The sequence below is a fragment of the Gordonia sp. JH63 genome (assembly GCF_009856645.1).
GTDB classification, from domain to species: domain Bacteria; phylum Actinomycetota; class Actinomycetes; order Mycobacteriales; family Mycobacteriaceae; genus Gordonia; species Gordonia hongkongensis.
Map to the genome: position 1 here is coordinate 1,629,729 of NZ_CP047235.1, position 20,971 is coordinate 1,650,699.

Consider the following 20,971-nt stretch of genomic DNA (forward strand, 5'->3'; position numbering starts at 1 on the left):
ATGTGTCTGAAGTGACTCAGGAGACAGATGTGAAAGTTGTGACCAGGATCGGCGTGGTGTTCTGCGCGGTGGCGATGTCGATGGTGATCGGCGCGGGCTCGGCGACGGCGATACCGCTCCCGGTGTTGCCGCCACTGCCGGAACCCTTCGCCACGTGGTTCAAGCCACCGGAGCCGCTCGACAAGAAGCTCGCGAAGAGCTATGCCGCACTGACGAAGTCGATGCGGAAGTCCTTGCCCGGCCAGCTCGGGATCGCGATCGTGCCCGTCGGCGGGGACGAGGTCATCTCCCTCGGGTCGCTCAAATCGGGACGTGCATGGTCGACGATGAAGGTTCCGGTGTCGCTCGCCGCGCAGCGCAAGCGCGGTCCCGCGGTCGCCGCGATGGAGGACAAGGCGATCACCTTCTCCGACAACGATGCAGCCGGCGAATTGTGGGGGGTGCTCGGCGGCGGGCACGCGTCCGTCGACGCTGTCAGTGCGGTTCTCCGTGAGGGCCACGACGTCCGGACGCACGTGTCCTCTGAGGTCGACAACCCCCCGTCGTACCCCGGTCACACCGCGTGGGCGTTACGCGACCAGGCGATCTTCGGCGCTCACCTGCCGTGTCTGCCCGACAGCGAACACCTCATCCGGCTGATGAGCGCCGTCGCCCCGAATCAGCAGTGGGGTATCGCGAAGGTGGGGCGCAGTCAGGGAGCGGTGACCGCCGTCAAGGGCGGCTGGGGTCCGGCGACGTCGAAGTCGTCGGCGCATCTGGTGCGGCAACTGGGCATCATCACCACGACCAGCGGCCAGGTCGCGGTGTCGATGGCGGCGATCCCGCGGAGTGGATCGTTCACCGACGGGACCAAGATGCTGACCCGGCTCGGCAACTGGCTCGGAAAGAACCTGGCCGACCTCCCCAAGGGTCGATGCTGATCGCGGGCCGTGACCTCAGGCCGCGGCGTGCGCGGCCGGTGTACGTCCCGCGCCCGCCGGGGTCGTGAGCGCGGCGGCGATCGCCGTCGTGAGCGGAACCGACAGCGCGATCGCGATTCCGCCGACGAACGAGCGGGCCAACTCCACTGCCACGACGTCGGTGGTGAGCAGTCCGCCCAACGGCTGCTGGGCCACCGAGAACAGCAGCATCAGCGGCAGCGCACTGCCCGCGTAGGCGAAGACGAGGGTGTACACCGTGCTCGCGATGTGGTCGCGGCCCACGCGCATCGCGGCGCGGAAGGTCGCGAGCCGTGACGGTTCGCCGGCCGCGGCCAGTTCGAAGGCCGCCGAGGCCTGGGTGATCGTGACGTCGTTCAGAACACCGAGGGTGCCGATGATGAACCCGGCGAGCAGGAGACCGCTGACCGAGATGTTGCCCTGATACACCTGCAGATTGGTGGTCTGATCGCCCGAGAGCCCCGTGAGGTTCATGGTCCGGATGGCGAGCCAGCTCAGGAATCCCGCGAGCAGCAGGGAGGTCAGCGTCCCGAGCAGAGCCGAACTGGTCCGGAGACTGACACCGTGCGCGAGGTAGAGGACCACGAACAGGATCACCGCCGACGACACGACCGCCACCGCGACAGGGGACGACCCGTCGAGGATGGCCGGCAGCGTGAACACGGTGAGTATCCCGAAGGCGATCGCCAGCCCGATGATCGAGCGGAACCCGCGCCACGCCGCCACCAGCACGATCGCGGCGATGAACAGCACGGCCCAGAAGATGATCGCCGGTCCGCGCTGGAAGTCGAAGAAGCTGTACCGGTCGCTGCCGTCGGGGCCGGGAACGGTCGCGAGCCGGATGTCGTCACCGGCGTTCAACGTCGGCTGGCCGGCCTGGGGGTCGTCGAGCGTGCCGGCGGCGGGGGCCACGGTGTCGGGCCCGGATCCGGCCTGTGCCCGGTTGGTCGGGATCTCCAGGACGGTGTACTGGCCGGCCACGTCACCGGAGGTGAACCGGACCGCGTTGAGGATGCACGGCCCACCCGGCACCGGATTCACCGGTATGTCGGCGGTCTCGAGCACTGATCCCGCCACCGAGTTGAGGCAATTCGCATGGAACTGGTCCACGATCTCGCCGTCGACCGTGGTGATCGGCCCGCCGTCGGCGGACCGGAACTGGGTGGGGATCGGGTGTTCGGAATCCGACGGCCACAGGACGACCATGCCGACCGCGACCGCGACCGCGGTCACCGCGAGCGTGCCGATGACGAACCACCGGGCGATCGGCGACAGCGTGTGGCTGATGTCGGACAGCGAGTGCGCATGACCGTGCCCGTGATGTGTGCGGCTCACGCGGTGAGCCTATGCGCACCGCACCCGGGTCGCGATGGGCGACCCGGGTGCGGTGATGGGGTGTGCAGCAGTGCCGACGCTGGTCACAGGGGCAGCAGGATGCCCTTGACCCGCGGATCGGTCCGCAGGAATTCCTGCACGGCAGGGTCTTTGAACGCGGCGACCAGGTTCTTGATGTTCTCGGTGTCCTTCCACTGCGTCCCGATGGTCAGCTGCCCGGCGAACTCGTCGGGAGCGGGCGGAGCGTAGATCTGCTTGGCGATGTCGATGTTCGCGGCGAGGTAGTACTCGGTGTAGCCCACGGTGGCGTCGAGGTCGGCGAGCGAGCGCGACTGGGCGGCGAAGTCGAGCAGGACGAACTGCAGGTTCCGCGGATTCGTGGCGATGTCCTTCTGGGTCGCCTTCCACTTGTCCACGCCTGGTTTCAGCGTGATGAGTCCGGCGCGTTCGAGCAGCCAGAGTCCCTGGGCTTCGTTCGCGGGATCGGAGTAGAGGGAGACGCGGGCGTTCTGCGGCAGGTCGGCGACGTCGCGGTACTTGTCCGACCAGATGCCGAATCCCCAGCGGAACACCGGCGTCGCGGCTTCCTCCTGGAAGTCCGGGTTCGCCTCGAGGACCTGCGACAGCCACAGCTTGTGCTGATAGACGGTGCCCGCGACCTCCCCGTCGCTGACCGCACGGTTCAGCGTCGTGGAGTCGGACAGGCCCTTGAATGCGACCTTGATGTCATACCGGGGTGCGACCTCGTCGGCGATGAACTCGACCAGTGCCTGCTCGGAGGCGTTGCCCTCGGCGGTGACGACGGTCAGTGTCGCACCGGCGGTCTCGTTGGGCGACGTCGAGTCGGACCCGAGGAAGCGCCAGCCGACGACGGCGGCGATCACGGCGACCACGACCAGCGCGCCGACGATCAGCGGCCAGCGGCGACGTGTCGAGATCTCGATTCCGGAACTGCCGGGCGGAGAGGGAGTCTCGCCGGATTTCGATGAGGTGCCGGTGGTGGAACCGGTGTCCTGTGTCATGGGGTGCCTTTCGGGTGTGGCTGGGTGATGCGGTGACGGGCGCTCCGCCGCTCAGGGAGCAGAGCCGGCCGGCGGTTTTGTGGTTCTTCAGTGGTTGACCCGGCGGGACGTGACCGGGTTGAGGCTGCGGGCGAGGGCGTCGCCGGCGACCTGGATCACGGCCACCGTCACGATGAGCACGATGATGGTGGCGACCATGACTCCCTGATCGAATCGCTGGTAGCCGTAGGTCACGGCCACGTATCCGAGTCCGCCGGCGCCGATGGTGCCGGCGATCGTGGAGTACTCGATCATCGCGATGGTGTTGATCGTCAGTCCGCCGACGATGCTCGGCAGCGCCTCGGGAACTTGTGCCTTCCAGATGATCTGGGCGTTCGATCCGCCGGACGCACGTGCCACGTCGATGGTCGAGGCCGGGACCGACCGCAGCGAGTTCTCGACGATGCGTGTGAAGAAGGCGATGCCGGCGATCGACATCGGTACCACCGCTGCGGCGATGCCGATGTTCGTGCCCGTGACCAGGCGGGTGAACGGGATGATCGCCGTCATAAGCACCAGGAAGGGCAACGACCGACCGATGCTGATCACCCACGACAGGGGGGTGTGCAACGAGCGTCGTGCGAAAAGCCCGCCGGGAGCGAGGTTGTGGATGAGTGCGCCCAGCGGGACTCCCACCACCAGGACGACGACCATCACGATGCTCACCATCAGGACCGTGCCGATGGCCGCCGGGATGAGCAGGTCGGGGATCTCGTCGAGCGGCACCGTGATGTTCGCCGAATACGTGGTGCTCACGCGGCCACCTCGGAGCCGGTGACGGTCTCGACGGCGGTACCGCCCGCGGTCGCGGTGGCGTCGAGAAGGCGCGCGGCCAGGCCTAGTTCACCCGCGGCGCCGATGAATTCCGACGCGTGTCCGGTCGGCACCGACACGGTGAGATCGCCGAAGACGGTGCCGTCGATGGTCTGCACGTTGGCGCCCAGCACCGAGATCGAGATGTCGAGTCGCCTGCCCAGCTGGGTCAACCAGTCCGCGGGGACCGTCGCGGAGTGGTAGACCACCGAGATCGGGGTTTCGGCCGAGGCCGGTTGCGCACTCGGCCCGCGCGGCCGGAGTGCCCGTCCCAGAACCGAATCCGGTTCCAGGACCACATGTTCCAGTCTTCCGTGCTCGACGATGCGGCCGCGTTCGAGACGGCCGACGGTGTCGGCGACCCGCACGACCGTGTCCATCTCGTGGGTGATGAACACCACCGCGAGATCCAGTTCGTCCCGAACGTCGGTGAGGAGCCGTAAGAAGGTGTCCGTGGCCGCGGGATCCAGACCCGAGGTGGCTTCGTCGGACAGCAGGACGGAAGGTTTGAGTGCGAGGGCCCGAGCGATGCCGACGCGCTGCCGCTGACCGCCGGACAGCTGATGCGGATACAGGTCCGCCTTGTCGGCAAGGCCGACCAGATCGAGAAGTTCGCCGACGCGTGCCGTGGTCGATCGCTTTGTCGCACCCAGATATTCGAGAGGCAAAGCGACATTCTGCGCCGCGGTTCGCCGGGACAGCAGACTCGCCGACTGGAACACGGTGCCGATCCGGCGCCGGGCGTCGCGAAGGCCCGACGTGCCCAGTGCGGTGAGATCCTCCCCGTTGACCACGACCTTGCCCGACGTCGGACGTTCCAGCAGATTCAGACACCGGGCCAGCGTGCTCTTGCCGGCGCCGGACGGGCCGACGACGGCGAAGATCTCACCGGCGTCGACAGTGAAGTCGACCTCGTCGAGCACCGTCGTCGGGTCGGGCGAACCGACACCGAACACCTTCGTCAACCCCACCACCTCGATCACCGGAGGCCCCCGTTCGCGCTGGTGAGCTGAGCGGCTTCCCTGATCGAATCGTCGATGGTCGAGTTGCTCCCACCGACCCGGTACGTGGACCCGCGATGATTCTCCGGCAGTTGATCGCCACGCCCGAAGAGCTTGTGGCGCAGGGTTCCCGGGACGTAGTCCCGGTCGTAGAGTCCGCGCCGCTCGAGGGCGGGCACCACGTGGGTGATGATGTCCTCGAACGATCCGGGGGTCACCGCGTAGGCGACGTTGAAGCCGTCGACGTCGGTCTCGGTCACCCAGTCCTGCAGAGCTTCTGCCACCTCGTCGCCGGAGCCGATCAGGACCGGACCCATTCCGCCGATGCCGCCCCACGCCGCGATGTCCCGCACGCGCCATTCCTCGCCGGTGTCACTCGCCTGCTGGAAAGCGGCGACCGCGGACTGGATCGCGTTGCTTGCACGTTGCCGATCGGTTCGTCGATCTCGTAACTCGCGAGGTCGATGCCCATCCAGCCCGACATGAAGACCAGCGCACCCTCGGTGCTGGCGTAGGACTGGTACTCCGCGGCTTTCGCGCGGGCTGCCTCCGGAGTCGAGTCGGTGATGATCGTCAGCAGCGTGTAGATCTTCGCGTCGTACGGGTCGCGTCCGGCCAGGATCAGCTCGTCGCGCACCTTGCTCACCACATCACGCAGGATGGCCTTGGTCGGCGCGGCCACGAAGATGGCCTCGGCGTTCTCCGCGGCGAAACGTCGGCCGCGAGGCGAGGCCCCGGCCTGGTAGATGACCGGTGAACCCTGCGGCGACGGCTCGGCGAGGTGAATGCCGGGCACGGTGAAGTGCTTTCCGCGGTGCCCGATGTGATGGACCCGGGCCGGGTCGGCGAAGATGCCCGCCTCGCGATCGCGGAGGACCGCGTCGCGTTCCCACGAACCCTCCCAGAGCTTGTACAGCACGGTGAGGTACTCATCGGCCTGGTTGTAGCGCTCGTCGTGCTCGAGTTGATCGTCGGCGCCCATGTTACGGGCTGCCGCAGGCAGGTATCCCGTCACCACGTTCCAGCCGATCCGGCCACGGGTGAGGTGGTCCAGCGTCGACAGGCGCCGTGCGAAGGGGTAGGGATGCTCGAAACCCGTACCGGTGGTGACCCCGAAGCCGAGGTGTTCGGTGGCGTGCGCCATCGCCGAGACGAGCAACAGCGGGTCGTTCACGGGGATCTGCGCACCCTGGCGGATGGCGGCTTCGTCGTTGCCGGCGTACACGTCGTAGGTGCCCAGGACGTCGGCGATGAACAGACCGTCGAATCCGCCGGTCTCCAGCAAGCGGGCGAGGTCGACCCAGTAGTCGATGGTGTTGTAGTCCCACGACCGGTCGTCGGGGTGGCGCCACAGACCCGGTGACTGGTGCGCAACGCAATTCATGTCGAAGGCGTTGAATCGGATCTTACGTGGGGCATTCGGTTCTGACACTGGAGGAATGATGCTGACGGATCGTCGGAGTGGCCATCGTTGTGCCCACCGCGAACCTAAACTTGTGCCATGCGATCCACAGATGTGTTGCTCGACGGTCTCGGTCGAGTCGTCGAGAATGTTCACGCCGTCCTGGACGACATCTCCACCGAGGAATTGAATCGGGCTCCCGCGCCCGGTGCCAACACGATCGCCTGGCTCGTGTGGCATCTGACGCGCGTGCAGGACTCGCACGTCGCCGACGTCGCCGGAACCGACGAGGTGTGGGTGACCGGGGGATGGGTCGAACGGTTCGGTCTGCCGTTCGACCCCGGGGAGAGCGGGTACGGGCAGTCTGCCGACGAGGCGGCGCGGGTCGTCGTCGACGACCCGGACCTGTTGCGTGGCTACTACGACGCAACACACGCGGTCAGCGTCGACTACATTGGCGCGCTGTCGGATTCAGATCTCGACCGCGTCGTCGACGACAACTGGGACCCGCCGGTCACGTTGGGCGTACGACTGCTCAGCGTGATCGACGACGACACCCAGCACATCGGCCAGGCGGCATACGTCCGGGGACTGTTGTCCTGACTCGTCGCTGTCGCGCTGCGTTCTGAGTAATTGCGGCCTGGCGGCCGTCGTGGACCACGACAGAACCGTTGTGCGCGGTGCGAGCCCATTTACTGCTCCCTGAGGAGGCCGGAGCTTGCGGAGGCCGTCACGAACGGTCCTCGTGAGTCGGGTTGCGAAGACCCTTCGTGACGCGCCCTCCGCAAGCTCCGGGCGCTCCTCAGGGAGCAGGAGTAGACGCGCCCTCCGCAAGCTCCGGGCGCTCCTCAGGGAGCAGGAGTAGACGCGCCCTCCGCAAGCTCCGGGCGCTCCCCAGGGAGCAGGGGGTTGGTCGCTATCTACGTCGCACCTCAGGCACCGGTGCCGGACGGTCAGGACAGGCAGCCCTTGAAGGTCTGGAAGTCACCGGCGAACGCGGGTCCCTTGCAGGTCGGGCCGTTCTTGCCGTCGACGACGACCTCGCCGCCGGGTCCGGCGATACCGATGGCCAGGCCGGGACGAATGCCGTCCATGGTGACCGTCGCTCCGGGACCGAGGGCGATGGCCGCGGGTCCGGCGAAGTTGTCGGCGGTGACGTTGGCTTCGCCGCCGTTGTCGGTGATGGCCAGCGAGAGTCCGGTCGGGCCGGAGTCGGCGCTACACGAGGCCGCAGAGGCGGACTGGCCGGGAAGTGCCGGACATACGGTGGGCGCGGCGCCGGCGGACGGCGCGGCGGCGAGCGATACTGCGGTCGCACCTGCGGCGGCGACGACGAAACCCAGAGCTGTGCGCGTGAACGTCTTCATGTTGGGACTCCTTTGTCGAGGAACGGTGTCGTGCGTGGAGCGATTCGGAATGGCCGCCGGGCCGGATTGGGTCCGCTTCGCACGCCGCCTCGCCACCGGTCGTGTGCCCAGCGCGCGTAGGTTGAAAACGTGCAACTGCGAATCTTCACCGAGCCCCAGCAGGGTGCGACCTACGACGACCTGCTCACCGTCGCCAAGGCGACCGAAGACCTGGGCTTCGATGCCTTCTTCCGTTCCGACCATTTCGCCGGAATGGGCGGCGACGGCCTCCCCGGGCCGACCGACGCGTGGATCACGTTGGCGGGCTTGGCGCGCGAGACCTCGCGAATCCGGCTGGGGACGCTCGTCTCGTCGGCCACTTTCCGGCTACCCGGGCCGTTCTCGATCGCAGTCGCCCAGGTCGATCAGATGAGCGGTGGCCGTGTCGAATTGGGAATCGGAACGGGCTGGCACGAGGGTGAGCACGAGGCGTACGGAATCCCGTTCCCGCCGTTGAGGGAACGGTTCGACCGCCTCGAGGAGAACCTCGAGATCATCACCGGGTTGTGGCAGACCCCGCTGGGCGAGGAGTTCGACTACGAGGGCACACACTTTCGCCTCTCGAAATCGCCGGCCCTGCCCAAACCCGTGCAGCACCCGCGCCCGCCGATCATCATCGGGGGCAGTGGCAAGAAGCGGACGCCCGCGCTGGCCGCGCGTTTCGCCGACGAGTTCAATGTCGTGTTCCAACCACTCGACGTCGCCGGGGATCTCATCGGGCGCGTCCGCACGGCGTGCGTCGACACCGGCCGCGACCCGGAGTCGCTGACCTACTCCGCCGCGCTCGTATTGTGTTGCGGCCGCGACGAAGCCGAGTTCCGGCGCCGGGCCGAGGCCATCGGCCGGGAACCGGACGAGCTGCGCGAGAACGGGGCTGCCGGAACCCCGGACGAGGTCGCCGCGAAGATCGCGACCTTCGGCGAGCTGGGCGTCACGCGCATGTATCTGCAGACCCTTGATCTGTCGGATCTCGATCACCTCGAGCTCGTCGCGTCGAAGGTCGCCCCGCAGTTGGCGTGAGCGCCCGCGGGCACCCCGTCTGCTGGGTGCGGCGTTCGTAAAGCTTGCTCCGAAGTGTCAGCGGCCCGGCGGCCGTCGTGGACCATGAAGGCACCCGCCCACGAGTATGAGTGGCTAGATCCCATGCTCCCTGAGGTGCGAGCGAAGCGAGCCACGAAGGGTGTTGCAACGTGTCTCGCCAGGCCCTTCGTGGCTCGTCGCTTGCGCTCCTCACACCTCAGGGACCAGAGGTTTTGTGGTTCTTTCGGATTCGGGAGCAGGGGTTATGCGCCTCTTTCGGCACAGGGACCAGGGGTTTGGTGGTTCTGTCGGATTAGACAGCGGAGTGTCCTCGAAGGGTTCCCCCGACCCGGCACCCGGGCCGACCGCGATGGGCCATAATCCACCTCATGGCCGACAGGGGCGAGCACACATCATCGAGACCGCCGGAACGTCAACGGATCAAGAAGCTGGCCCAGGCCGCGCTCAACGCCGACGTGACCGTCGAGCAACTCGAGGGCATCATCGCCGACATGGGGGAGACCCTCGAAGGACTCGGTCCCACCCTGGACGGGCTGAACTCGACGATCGCGAAACTCGACGTGACGCTGGTGCGACTCTCCGGAACCCTCGACCAGGTCGACGCCACCGCCGACCGCATGTCCGACATCGTCGGGCGGCTCGAACGGGTGGTCGGGCGGGTCGAGGCACTCGTCGGTATCGGCGAGGCCGCCTTCCGTCCGCTCGGCGCCCTGGAGTCGGCAGGCAAGTCGGTCGCCGCCCGACTCGGCTGGCACTGAACATCGAAACGAGATCAGGGAATGACACCGGAAGAACACAGTTTTCGTGGCCGGCACGGGCACACCATCGTCTATGACGTCCACCGGCCCGCGGACAGCCCGCGCGGCGTGGTCGTCGTGGTGCACGGACTCGCCGAACACGGACGACGGTATCTGCATGTGGCCCGTCGGCTCGTCGACGACGGTTACCTCGTCGCGATACCGGACCACGTCGGTCACGGCCGCTCGGGTGGCAAGCGACTCCGGTTGCGCCGGTTCGGTGACTTCACCGACGACCTCGACACCGTGCTCGCCCATGTCGCCGACGGCAGCGTCCCGACGTTCCTGATCGGGCACAGCATGGGCGGGTGCATCGCTCTCGACTATGCGCTCGACCACCAGGACAAGCTCGACGGACTGATCCTGTCGGGGGCGGCCGTGCTGCCCGGTGACGACCTGCCCGATCTGGCCGTCCGATTCGCGCCGCTGATCGGTCGGATCGCACCGGGATTGCCCACCACCGAGTTGAGTTCGTCGAGCATCTCCCGGGATCCGGACGTCGTGGCCGCCTACGACGCCGACCCGCTGGTGACGCGCGGCAAGATCCCGGCCGGGCTGGGCGGGGCGATGATCGGCACCATGCGGTCGTTTCCCGAGCGCCTGCCGTCCCTGCAACTACCCATCCTGGTGATGCACGGCAGCGAGGACGCGCTCACCGACCCGCGCGGCAGCGAACTCGTCGAGCGGCTCGCCGGATCGGCGGACAAGACGCTCGTGATCTACGACGACCTGTTCCACGAGATCTTCAACGAACCCGAGCAGGCGGTGGTGCTCGACGCGGTGATCACCTGGTTGCGCGGTCACACCGAGCGCCCGTGACCGTCGCGCGACCACTCACGTCAGTCGCACCACTACCCCGGCCAGCAGGACCAGCACGCCGCCGATCTCGCCCACGATGAGCGCGAGCATGAACAGGTAGGTGCCGGGAGTCGGGTCGACGAACTGATTCGTGGTGTCCCGCAGGGCGCCGTGGATGCAATACGCGGCGATCGCCGCGACGAAGAAGACGATCGGGACCGCCGCGGCGATCACGTTGACGGTCGTCGGGAAGGCGCTGAGTTCGACCAGCGCGGCGAGCACCAGGGTGGCGAACGAGTACATCAGCGCGGCCCGATGCGCGATGTCGACATACACATGGGCCGTCCGGTCCGGTGAGGTGCGGATGCCGTGGTACTTCCACACGCCCAAGACGAGTGCCCAGACGAGGATCACACCGGACGCCACGACCACGACGATGGTGTCGACGCCGACGAGGTCGGCGAGATCGGGGTCGGCGGTCATGGCTGAACGCTAGCAGCAGGTGCGGTAGAAGGGATCGGTCGCTCACGCAGTCCGTTCCCGCTCACACTTCCGGTGAGCGGGAACGGAAACCGTGAGCGGGAGCGCCGGTCAGCGGGACGGGACCGGGGTGCTGCTCGAGGTACCGGGTGTGACGGGCCCCGTCGGGGCGAGCTGGGGCACGGTCGGCGTGCTCGTCTCGGAACTGGTGGCCGATTCCGGGACGGACGCGTCCACCGACGCCGAGCCCGACACCGCGGACGGTGCGAGGTCGGCCGAGGACGACCCGGAGGCCGACGACTCCGCTGCGGACGACTCGGCGGACGAGGAGGCCGACTGAGAGGCGGACCCGGTCTCGTCCGAACCACGGGCCGACAGACCTGACAGGTCGAGCGCCGGCGATTCCTCGGCCGCCTTCTTCGCCGCCAGGGTCACCTTCGCGGGGCCTTCGGGATCGGGGTCGCCCGAGGCGGAGACGACGGTCGTCTTCGTGGTCACCGGTGGGTTGTTGCGCAGCGTGGTCAGCACGTGCTCCTTGCCGTCACCGAGCGCACGTCCCCAGTTCTCCCACGTGTGGCCGCCGTAGTTCGGCAACGAGATCACCGATACGCCGGCCTGCTTGGCCTGCAACTGCATGAGCACGGTCGACACCGCGGACAGGATCTCCAGGGCCATCGCACTGAGCTGGTCCTGCGGCGACAGCTTGGCCATCTCCGACGGCGTCAGGAAACCGTTGCCCGAGGAGATGATGAGAACCTGGCCGTTGTCGGCCAGCTGCGTCAGGTTCTTCGACGGGTCGTTGTCGGTCCAGCGGGTGCCGCCCGGCGCGCCCCACATGTTGACGACGCCGTTGACGTAGTTGGACACCATGGTCTGCGTGGCGAACACGCCGAGGGCGCCGACCGGGTTGTCGGTCTGGTAGTAGCCCGACATCGCCTGCACGACCTTGAACTGCTCGGGGTGGCGCTCGGCGAGGGTCACCGCGGGCCCGCCGGACATCGACAGTCCGATGATCGCGTTGTTGTTGCGGGCCACGCCGAACTCGCGCTCGAGGTAGCCGGGCAGCTCCGAGGTCAGGAAGGTCTCCTGCTTGATGACCGTGTTCTTGTCACCGGCGCCGCCGTCCCAGTCGGTGTAGAACGACGATGCGCCGCCCACCGGCATGACCAGGGTGGTGTCGGCCTTGGCGTCGTAGACCTTGGCGGCCTGCACGTCGGTGGTCCATGCCGAGCGGGTTTCGCTGGCACGCATGCCGTCGAGCAGGTAGACGCCGCTGTCGCTGCCGCTCGAGGCGCGGATCTGCACGATCACGTGCCGTTTCTGCGACTCCGACCAGACCTTGCAGTTCTGGACGTAGTTCCCGGAGGAGTCCCACGTGCAGCCCGGCCGCAGCACTTCGGGATGCCCACGCAGAGCGCTGGCGGTGTTCGACGAGTTGATCAGCGTGCTCGCGCCGAACAGGCCGAGCGTGAGGATCGCGACCACCGAGATGCCGGTGAGGAGTCGGCGACGAGGTGAGGGTCGGCGTGGCGACTCGGGCGTCTGGCCCGCGGGGGTGGAGGGGACGGGCGGTTCGCTGTGCGAGTGCGACATGGAGCTCCTGACATACGCGGCCACCCGACTACACGGTGCCGATGTCAGGGATGTCGTTCGGAGAGTGGACCGGCGTTACCGGGCGAGTGCATTTTTCCGGACGACCTCGGCGGTCTCGTCCGGACGTTCCCACCAGAACATGTGTCCGACACCGGACCAGCGCGCCAGGGTGGCCTGCGGGATGAGGTCGGCGAGCCGCTCGCCCTCGGCGACCGCGATCATCTCGTCGACGTCGCCGTGGATGACCGCCGTCGGCATGTCGAGTGAGCCGATCCGGTCGCGGGTGTCGTGTGCCGCACAGGCGCCCGCCTGCCACGCGACGACTGCCGACGGAACGCGGCGCTGCCTCGACAGCGAGACGAAATGGTCGAAGGCGCCGGCGCGGGCGATGAACTCGGGAGACAGATTGACCTCGAACGCGATGCGTGCGACGCGGTCGGCATCGCGCGACGAGATCGCCTCGACGAGGCGGGCGGCGCCGGACGAGCCGGGCGCACCGATGGCCCCGGGGCCGCCCGCGGTGGTGCAGCCGAGGACGAGACTGCGCACCCGGTCCGGCGAGTTCAGGGCGAGTTCCTGTGCGATCGTGCCGCCCATCGACGTGCCCAGCACGTGGGCGGAGTCCCAGCCGAGGCCGTCGAGGATTCCGCGGGCGTCGGCGGCCAGGTCGGCGATGGTGAACGGTCCCTCGGCCCGACTGCTCGTGCCGATGCCGCGATGGTCGTAGGCGGCAACCGAGAAGTGCGGGGTGAGGGCGTCGAGGAGCTCATCGGTCCACATCCCGCGGTGTGCGGACATGCCGCCGATGAGCAGCAGCGGTTCGCCCTCGCCGAACACCTCGGTGTCGAGGACGGGACCGGTATCGGACGCGACGGGGATCTGCATGCGGAGATGGTAGCCAGGCGGATGACCGGATTCCGTGATTCGCCTCAGAGCGCCGGCGAGATCGCCGCCCACATGTTGGGGAGTTCCTTCTCCCAGTAGTACCAATGGTGGGTTCCGACCTCCTGCAACGCGTCGGTGAACGGCAGACCCGCACCGCGCAACAACCCGGCGAACCGGCGCGAACAGTCGCTGGTCGCGATCTCGAACGCCGACGATGCGGCGAGTACCACCTGGTAGAGGCCTTCCTCGGGCGTCACGTTCCGCTTGAGGTCGGCGGGACCGAGCCGGCCGGCACCGGAGTACAGGTACAGGGCCTTGCCGCGGAGACGGTCGAGATGCAGCGCCGGGTCGTGGTCCCGCCATCCGGCCGAACCGACCGGCCCCCAGAGGTTGTCGGCGTTCGCCCCACCCCGGGCGAGGGTGGCCCGCACGTACGACTCTCCCTGCGGCGAGGACACCGGAGGACATCCGCTGATCGAGGCCACCGCGCGGTACAGCGACGGGGCCCGTGACGCGAGCGTGAACGCCGCCTGCCCGCCCATCGAGACGCCCGCGATCCCGCGCGAACCGTTCGACTCGAAGCGGGCGTCGATGAGGGGCGGGAGTTCCCTGGTCAGGAACGTCTCCCACATCGGTTGTCCGACGCGCGGATCCCGGCGCTGCCAGTCGGCGTACTGGCTGCCGTACGCACCCGTCGGGAGTATGACGTTCACGTCCTTGTCGGCGAAGAACTCGTCGGCATTGCCGGCTCCACGCCATCCACTGTCGTTGCCGCGCGAACCCGCCCCGTCCAGTAGGTAGAGCGTCGGCCGGGGTCCGGTCTTCGTTCGTGGCGTGAGGACGAAGAGCTTGATGTTCTTGGCCATCGCCGCCGAGTAGACCCAGACTATGGCGCGTGTGGGGGACTCGTGCACGACCGACACCACCCGCGGCGCCACGGGCGCTGCCGCCGCCGGCGCGGCGGCCAGACACAGCATCACCAGACATGCGGCACAGACCGCACGAAGAATCACTCGAAGCACCGTTCCCCCATGTGTACCGCGCGGACGCTCTTCCCCCGAAGAATGTGGATTCGATCGGTAGGCGGCCGGGCCGCCGGATCGAAGTCGTTCGGCAAGCGTAGGACGTTCGCGCAGTCCTGTCCGGGCCTTGCGAAATCCCGGGGTACCGCGATGGGCGCGACTCCGCGGCCTCGACGAACGACGCCGCCGGGCACATCCGTTGGGGATGCGCCCGGCGGCGTCGGGAGAGGGAACGGGCTGGGTTGTCAGGCCCCGAAACCGAGCAGCGACTTCACCTCGAGGAATTCGTCGAAGGCGTAGTCACTCCACTCGCGGCCGTTGCCGCTCTTCTTGTATCCGCCGAACGGTGCGCTCGGGTCGAGCTGGGCGCCGTTGAGCGAGATCGAACCCGCACGGATCTGTGATCCGATGCGGCGGACCTCGTCGACATCCTTGCCGGAGACGTAGCCGGCGAGGCCGTACTCGGTGTCGTTGGCGACCTTGATCGCTTCGTCGATCGAGTCGTAACCGATGACGACGAGGACCGGGCCGAACACCTCGGTGCGGGCGATCTCCATGTCGTTGGTGACGTTGGTGAACACGGTCGGCTTCACGTAGTAGCCGGTCTCGAGACCCTCGGGGCGCCCGGGACCTCCCACGACCGCGGTCGCGCCGTCGGCGACGGCACGCTCGATGAGACCCTGGATCTTGTCGAATTGCGCCTCGGACACGACCGGGCCGAGCTTCACGTCGGTGGTGGGATCGCCGACGGTGAGCTCGGCAGCGACCCCCTTGGCGATCTCGGCGACCTCGTCGACGCGGCCGGCCGGGACCAGCATGCGGCTCGGGGCGTTGCAGGACTGGCCCGAGTTCATCATCATCGTCGCGATGCCGCCGGCGACGTTCTTCGCGAAGTCGTCGTCGTCGAGGATGATGTTCGGGCTCTTGCCGCCGAGTTCCTGGGCGACGCGCTTCACGGTCGGCGCGGCACTCTTGGCGACCTCGATGCCGGCGCGGGTGGACCCGGTGAACGAGATCATGTCGATGCCCTCGTGGCTCGACAGCGCGGCGCCGACGCCGGGGCCGTCACCGTTGACGAGGTTGAACACGCCTGCGGGTACGCCGGCGGCGTCGAAGATCTCGGCGACGATCGCCGCGCTGAACGGCGCGACCTCGGAGGGCTTGAGGACCATGGTGCAACCGGTGGCGAGTGCCGGGGCGACCTTGCACATGACCTGGTTGAGCGGCCAGTTCCACGGGGTGATGAAGCCGCACACGCCGATCGGCTCCTTGGCGATGCGCGAGCTGCCGCGGTCCTCGACGAACTTGAAGTCGGGGAGTTGCGCGGCGGCGGTCATCAGGTGGCCGAGACCGATCGGCACCTGGGCGGCGTTCGTGAGGCCGACCGGCGAACCCATCTCCTCGGTGACCGCGGCGGCGAGGTCGCCCATGCGGTTCTGGTACTCGGCGATGATCCGGTTGAGGACTTCGAGACGTTCCTCGACGGTCGTCTGTCCCCAGGTGACGAATGCGCGACGGGCGGCGTCGACCGCTGCGTCGACGTCGGCCGCGCTGCCGATGGCGACCTGTCCGGCCGACTTCTCGGTGGCCGGGTTGATGACGTCGATGAGGTTGAGCTCGGCGGGCTCGACCCACTGACCGTCGATGTAGAACTTGGTGATGTCCGGCATGGTGCCTCCGTTGCAGCCTGAAGTGAGGACAATTGTTGTCTGTTTCACACTCTAGGCGCTGCCGCGACCGGGGTCTCGCGAATCCCGGCGTTCCGGGGGCGACACTTTGTGACCGGTTCTGGAACAGCCGTCCCAGTCGCATGCTGCGACGCTCGGCCCGGCCGCGAACGACTAGGGTCGAATCATGATCCTCATCGTCGTGAAGTTCCCCATCAAGCCCGAATTCGCCGACGAGTGGCCCGAGTTGTCCCGCGAGTTCACCGAGGCAACCCGCGCCGAACCGGGTAACATGTGGTTCGACTGGTCGCGATCGCTCGAGGACCCCAACACCTACGTCCTGGTCGAGGCGTTCGACGACGATGCCGCGGAGGCACATGTCACCGCCCCGCACTTCAAGCAGGCCCAGCAGGAACTCCCCAAGTACCTCCAGCGCACACCCGACGTCATCAACACGACGATCGAGGGCGACACCTGGTCCGAACTCGGGGAGTTCCGGGTCGACTGACCTCTCTCAGCGGCCGGCGCGGACCTCGGAGTCCGTGTCGGCCCCCGCCGGGTCCGCCGGTCGCGCCGCGTCGTCGCCGATGCCGAGCTTCTCGCCCTCGATGTCCACGTCGGGCAGGATGCGGTCGAGCCAGCGCGGGATCCACCACGCCTTGTCGCCGAGGACGGTGAGCACCGCCGGCATCAGGGTCATCCGGACGACGAAGGCGTCGAGGAACACCGCGGCGGCCAGGGCGAAGCCCATCACCATGATGAAGGCCATGTCTTGCAGCATGAATGCGGCGAAGACCGAGATCATGATGGCCGCGGCCGCCGCCACGACGCGGGCGCTGTGGCGATATCCCTCCACCACCGCGGTCTTCGCGTCGGCGCCGTGCACGTACGCTTCCCGCATCCGGGTCACCAGGAACACCTGATAGTCCATGGCGAGTCCGAACACGATGCCCACCAACATGATCGGCAGGAACGACACCAGCGGTTGCGGGTTGTCGACGATCCCCAGGGCGCCGTCGGTGAAGAGGGCGACGGTCACACCGAAGGTCGCGGCGACGCTCAGCAGGAAGCCGAGCGCGGCGGTCAGCGGCACGAGGATCGAGCGGAACACGATGATCAGCAGGATGAAGGCGAGACCCACCACGACCAGGAGGTAGGGGATCAGCGAACTCGACAGGCGGTCGGAGATGTCGAGTTCGATCGCGGTCTGCCCGGTCACCCCGTAGGAGATGCCCGTCGTGCCCTGTACCCGAGACTCCATCTCGCGGAGCGATTCCACGAGTGCGGGCGTCGCCTCGTCGGCCGGCGCGGTCGACGGGATGATCGTGATCTTCGCGGTGTCCTGGGCCTCGTTGAGCCCGCCGGCACCGATCTGCGCCACCTCGACGTTGTCGACGCGACCCAGGTCGTCGACGAGTGAGTTGAAGGCGCGCAAGCGCTCCCCGGTGTCCTGGATCTCGCGACCGTCCGCGACGACGACCAGCGGTCCGTTCACGCCGGGTCCGTAACCCTCGGCGACCATGTCGTAGGCCCGGCGCTGCGTCTCCGACGGCTCGGCGGTCCCGTCGTTGGGTAGCGCGAGCTTGAGCCCGGCCATCGGGATCGCGAGGACGACGAGAATGCCGACGATCGCGACCGTCACGGTGCGCGGCCGGGCCACGATGCGCTGGACCCAGCGCTGGCCGTTGTGCAACCGCTCCGCATCGTGCGGTCCGACATCGGGAGCGTTGAGGCGCGGCACCCGTCCGGCGAACGCCTTGCCGCCGAACAGGCCCAGGATGGCCGGCAGGAGGGTGAGCGCGACCAACACGACAGCCACCACGGTGCCCGCGGCGGCGATACCCATCGCGGTGAGGAACGGGATGTTCACGATCGCCAGTGCGGCCAGCGCGATGACGACGGTGCTGCCGGCGAAGACGACCGCCGAACCCGCGGTGCCGACCGCCCGCCCCGCCGCGTCGGCGCGGTTCGTCGACCGATGGATCTCGTGGCGGTAGCGGGACACGATGAACAGCGCGTAGTCGATGCCGACCGCGAGGCCGATCATCGTCGCGAGAATCGGTGTCTCGTTGCTGAGGTCGAAGAAGTGGGTGCCCATCTGCACGCCGAGCATGCCGATCGCGACGCCGACGATCGCGGTGATGATCGGCATGCCCCACGCGACCAGGGAGGCGAACGTCAGGATGAGGATCAGCGCACCGACCCCGATGCCGATCAGCTCAGAGGTGATCCCGAGCTCGAATTGCTGTGTGGCCGAACCCTTCATCTCGACGGTGAGGCCGGCGGCCCGCGCGTCGTCGGCGATGGCGTCCATCTGTTCGCGCATGGTCTCGGTGACGTCCGAGGATGCCTTGACGTCGAAGGAGGCGCCGAGCTGCGCAACCGTGCCCGCCGCGTTGATCGGCGAAGTGGCCTGCGCGTCGGCGGCGGCCTCGTCCGCACTCTTGCCGAAGGTTTCCCGCTGGAAGGTCGCCGAGAGTTCACGGAGCTGACCGGGGGATTGCTCGGTGCCGTACGAGACGAACGGGTTGGCGATCGAATCGGGGCTCTTCACGTTCTCGACGGTCTTGAGGCCGGCCACCATCGAGTCGATGGTGCTCTGGAACCGGGGCTCGCTCAGCGTCGAACCCTCCGGTGCGCGCACGACATACGTGACACCGATGTCGGAACCGAACGTCGCTTCCCCGGGGAAGCGTTCGATCATCAGGTCCTGGGCGCGCTCCGACGGGATGCCCGGGATCGAGAACGACTCCGAGGTCGGTTTGGCCAGCAGGCTCGCGCCGATGCCCAGCCCGATCAGGACCAGAACCCAGATCGCGATGGTCTTGAGGCGGTTCTCGTACGCCCATCGCCCTAGTCGGTACAGGTGTGTTGCCACGTCAGTGCTCCTCGAGGGATGGGTCGGCGAGTTCGTTCAACGGTGGGATGGGTTGTGCGAGCCCGGACGCCAGTTGGTCGAAGGCGGACTCCAGCACGGTGGCCAGGTCGGCAGTGGTGCCCGGGGTGTCGTCGTGATGGGTCACCCAGAATTCGAGGGCGACGCGGATGGTGGTGATCGCGTTGTGCAGGACGAGGCGCGGATACAGGGTGTGTGCCGGCTGTCCGCGCTGCGCGCACAGTTCGGCGAGACGCGCTTCGACGGTGTCGCCCAACTCCATGTCGCGGGACCTGGCCGTCAGCCCCGGATCCGTGTCGAGGAGGCGCAGGAGCGCGACGATCTCGGCGGGTTCGCCGACGTCGGGCGAGGTGGCGGCCTCGATGAGGGCGGTTCGGACCGAGCAGAAGAAGCTCTCGTCCGTCGGTCGGGCCTCGATCCGCTCCACGAGCGTGTCGAACAGTGACGACACGAAGTGCAGCAGCGCATCCTCTTTGCCGCTGAAGTAGTTGTGGAACGTGCGGACCGAGACGTTCGCCTCCGCCGCGACGGCGTCGATCATCACGTGATCCATCCCGACGCTGGTGGACAACCGCAGCACAGCGCGGGCGAGCGCCGAACGGGTCGCCGCCTTCTTCGCCTCGCGGAGTCCGGGGGAGTTCACCTCACCCACGGTACGGAACTTGCAGAACCCTGCAAACTTGCAGGACTACGCAATATTAGGAGAGTCCTCACACCGTCTACCCGGCGATGGCGTGCGTCACACCTTCAGCCCAGTGTCGATGCGCGGGCGACCAACTCGGGCTGGAACACGAGGTTCGACGGGACGTGGCGTTCGGCGGGATCGTCGGCCGCGCTCATCAGCAGATCGACCGCGGTGACGCCGATGCGGGAGGTCGGCTGCCGGATCGACGACAACGGGACGACGGCCGAGCGGGCGAAATCGATGTCGTCGTAACCGATGAGCGCGATGTCGTCGGGAACGCGGACGTCGCCGCCGAGCATCGTCAACGCCTGCAGGACCCCGATCGCGAGGAGGTCGTTGGCGCAGAACACCGCATCCGGTCGGTCGCGGGGGGCCCTGGCCAGCAGGGCCTGTCCCGCCTCGCGTCCGGCCAGCACACTCAGGTTCGTCGTCTGCACGACCTCGAGCGTGGCGTCCTCGACGGCGTCGACGGCCTCCTGCGCGCCCCGCCGACGGTCCGCGACCTGCCGCAGTCCGGGCGGTCCGCCCACGAAGACGATCCGGCGACGACCGGTCTCGCACAGGTGTGACACCGCGAGCCGCCCGCCCGCGATGTCGTCGACGGCGACGGAATCGAAGGGGGAGCCGCCGGCGTCCCGGTCGACGAGGATCACCGGGGTACCGCGACGTCGCAGCGAGTCGAACCGCCGCAGATCGTCGCCGATCGGCGAGACGAGCAAACCGAACACCCGCTGCTCGTCGAAGGTGTCGAGATAGGCCTGTTCGCGTGATTCGTCGTCGTCGGAGGTGCCGAGCAGCACCGTGAGGTCGTGCTCGCCGGCCCGTTGTTCGGCGGCGCGGGCGATGTCGGTGAAGAAGGGGTTTCCCACGTCGAGTACCACCATGCCGACGCAACGCGAACGGCCCGCACGGAGTTGGCGCGCGGCGTCGTTGCGCACGAAACCCAGCTTGTCGATCGCCGCCTGGACCCGCGCGACGGTCGCGGGCGAGACCTTTCCGGGCGAGTTGAGCACGTTCGAGACCGTGCCCACCGACACCGAGGCCGCCGCCGCGACATCCCGCATGCTCACACCCATGTGTCCATCTCACCAGATGCGATGCCGGTACTCGCGTTTCGCGGACTCGGGAGGGTCGCCCATCTCGCGAGCTGA

The 20,971-nt window shown here is 67.8% G+C and carries 19 protein-coding genes and 1 pseudogene; 6 read left to right on the forward strand and 14 right to left on the reverse strand.

Annotated features, from left to right (window positions below; genetic code table 11):
* Positions 1-74: 74 nt before the first annotated feature.
* Positions 75-920 carry a hypothetical protein gene (locus tag GR168_RS07375; RefSeq protein ID WP_175404287.1) on the forward strand — a complete coding sequence of 282 codons (846 nt, stop codon included), beginning with the start codon at positions 75-77 and terminating at the stop codon, positions 918-920.
* 15 nt (positions 921-935) lie between these two features.
* On the opposite strand, the gene GR168_RS07380 is transcribed toward GR168_RS07375, so the two are convergent.
* The 5 genes and pseudogenes from GR168_RS07380 to GR168_RS07400 all read right to left on the reverse strand — a co-directional run bounded on the left by GR168_RS07380 (position 936) and on the right by GR168_RS07400 (position 6,532).
* A complete protein-coding gene (locus tag GR168_RS07380) occupies positions 936-2,273 on the reverse strand; it encodes a YibE/F family protein (RefSeq protein WP_058250791.1) in 1,338 nt (445 codons plus the stop codon).
* A gap of 83 nt (positions 2,274-2,356) precedes the next feature.
* Positions 2,357-3,295: a MetQ/NlpA family ABC transporter substrate-binding protein gene (locus GR168_RS07385; RefSeq protein WP_058250790.1), complete on the reverse strand. Its 939-nt coding sequence runs from the start codon at positions 3,293-3,295 to the stop codon at positions 2,357-2,359.
* An 87-nt stretch (positions 3,296-3,382) separates the two neighbouring features.
* A complete protein-coding gene (locus tag GR168_RS07390) occupies positions 3,383-4,090 on the reverse strand; it encodes a methionine ABC transporter permease (protein WP_058250789.1) in 708 nt (235 codons plus the stop codon).
* Complete coding sequence (locus GR168_RS07395) at positions 4,087-5,130, reverse strand: ATP-binding cassette domain-containing protein (protein WP_058250788.1); 1,044 nt, start codon at positions 5,128-5,130, stop codon at positions 4,087-4,089. The genes GR168_RS07390 and GR168_RS07395 overlap by 4 nt, the downstream gene beginning before the upstream one ends.
* Positions 5,127-6,532, reverse strand: a pseudogene (locus tag GR168_RS07400) (LLM class flavin-dependent oxidoreductase). Before GR168_RS07400 ends, GR168_RS07395 begins: the two are co-directional and overlap by 4 nt.
* A 117-nt stretch (positions 6,533-6,649) precedes the next feature.
* Between GR168_RS07400 and GR168_RS07405 the strand changes: the two are divergent.
* Positions 6,650-7,153, forward strand: a complete 504-nt coding sequence (locus tag GR168_RS07405) for a DinB family protein (RefSeq protein ID WP_058250787.1) — start codon at positions 6,650-6,652, stop codon at positions 7,151-7,153.
* 350 nt (positions 7,154-7,503) lie between these two features.
* Here GR168_RS07405 and GR168_RS07410 read toward each other — a convergent pair whose 3' ends face one another.
* Positions 7,504-7,917, reverse strand: a complete 414-nt coding sequence (locus GR168_RS07410; RefSeq protein ID WP_058250786.1) for a hypothetical protein — start codon at positions 7,915-7,917, stop codon at positions 7,504-7,506.
* A 129-nt stretch (positions 7,918-8,046) separates the two neighbouring features.
* Here GR168_RS07410 and GR168_RS07415 point away from each other — a divergent pair, with 129 nt between their 5' ends.
* The 3 genes from GR168_RS07415 to GR168_RS07425 all read left to right on the forward strand — a co-directional run bounded on the left by GR168_RS07415 (position 8,047) and on the right by GR168_RS07425 (position 10,613).
* Positions 8,047-8,976 (forward strand): LLM class F420-dependent oxidoreductase, encoded by a 930-nt coding sequence (locus GR168_RS07415; protein WP_058250785.1) that lies wholly within the window; start codon positions 8,047-8,049, stop codon positions 8,974-8,976.
* Positions 8,977-9,365: 389 nt separating this feature from the next.
* Positions 9,366-9,755: a hypothetical protein gene (locus tag GR168_RS07420; protein WP_058250784.1), complete on the forward strand. Its 390-nt coding sequence runs from the start codon at positions 9,366-9,368 to the stop codon at positions 9,753-9,755.
* Between the two features lie 21 nt (positions 9,756-9,776).
* The gene (locus GR168_RS07425) at positions 9,777-10,613 is read left to right on the forward strand and encodes an alpha/beta hydrolase (RefSeq protein ID WP_058250783.1); all 837 of its coding nucleotides are present in this window, start codon (positions 9,777-9,779) and stop codon (positions 10,611-10,613) included.
* Positions 10,614-10,628: 15 nt separating this feature from the next.
* Here GR168_RS07425 and GR168_RS07430 read toward each other — a convergent pair whose 3' ends face one another.
* From GR168_RS07430 to GR168_RS07450, 5 genes are all read right to left on the reverse strand, one after another.
* Positions 10,629-11,075, reverse strand: a complete 447-nt coding sequence (locus GR168_RS07430) for a hypothetical protein (protein ID WP_058250782.1) — start codon at positions 11,073-11,075, stop codon at positions 10,629-10,631.
* Positions 11,076-11,183: 108 nt separating this feature from the next.
* Positions 11,184-12,665 (reverse strand): alpha/beta hydrolase family protein, encoded by a 1,482-nt coding sequence (locus GR168_RS07435; protein WP_058250896.1) that lies wholly within the window; start codon positions 12,663-12,665, stop codon positions 11,184-11,186.
* Between the two features lie 75 nt (positions 12,666-12,740).
* Positions 12,741-13,550 carry an alpha/beta hydrolase gene (locus GR168_RS07440; RefSeq protein WP_058250895.1) on the reverse strand — a complete coding sequence of 270 codons (810 nt, stop codon included), beginning with the start codon at positions 13,548-13,550 and terminating at the stop codon, positions 12,741-12,743.
* A gap of 44 nt (positions 13,551-13,594) precedes the next feature.
* Complete coding sequence (locus GR168_RS07445) at positions 13,595-14,563, reverse strand: alpha/beta hydrolase family protein (protein ID WP_231742314.1); 969 nt, start codon at positions 14,561-14,563, stop codon at positions 13,595-13,597.
* Positions 14,564-14,817: 254 nt separating this feature from the next.
* Positions 14,818-16,242, reverse strand: a complete 1,425-nt coding sequence (locus tag GR168_RS07450; RefSeq protein ID WP_058250781.1) for an aldehyde dehydrogenase family protein — start codon at positions 16,240-16,242, stop codon at positions 14,818-14,820.
* A 184-nt stretch (positions 16,243-16,426) separates the two neighbouring features.
* On the opposite strand from GR168_RS07450, the gene GR168_RS07455 reads away from it, so the two are divergent.
* Positions 16,427-16,747, forward strand: coding sequence for a putative quinol monooxygenase (locus GR168_RS07455; protein WP_058250780.1), 321 nt, complete (start codon positions 16,427-16,429; stop codon positions 16,745-16,747).
* 6 nt (positions 16,748-16,753) lie between these two features.
* Here GR168_RS07455 and GR168_RS07460 read toward each other — a convergent pair whose 3' ends face one another.
* The 3 genes from GR168_RS07460 to GR168_RS07470 all read right to left on the reverse strand — a co-directional run bounded on the left by GR168_RS07460 (position 16,754) and on the right by GR168_RS07470 (position 20,896).
* Positions 16,754-19,117: an MMPL family transporter gene (locus tag GR168_RS07460; RefSeq protein ID WP_058250779.1), complete on the reverse strand. Its 2,364-nt coding sequence runs from the start codon at positions 19,115-19,117 to the stop codon at positions 16,754-16,756.
* 1 nt (position 19,118) lies between these two features.
* Positions 19,119-19,778, reverse strand: coding sequence for a TetR family transcriptional regulator (locus GR168_RS07465; protein WP_082652880.1), 660 nt, complete (start codon positions 19,776-19,778; stop codon positions 19,119-19,121).
* A gap of 104 nt (positions 19,779-19,882) precedes the next feature.
* Positions 19,883-20,896, reverse strand: a complete 1,014-nt coding sequence (locus GR168_RS07470) for a LacI family DNA-binding transcriptional regulator (protein WP_058250777.1) — start codon at positions 20,894-20,896, stop codon at positions 19,883-19,885.
* Between the last annotated feature and the right edge of the window lie 75 nt (positions 20,897-20,971).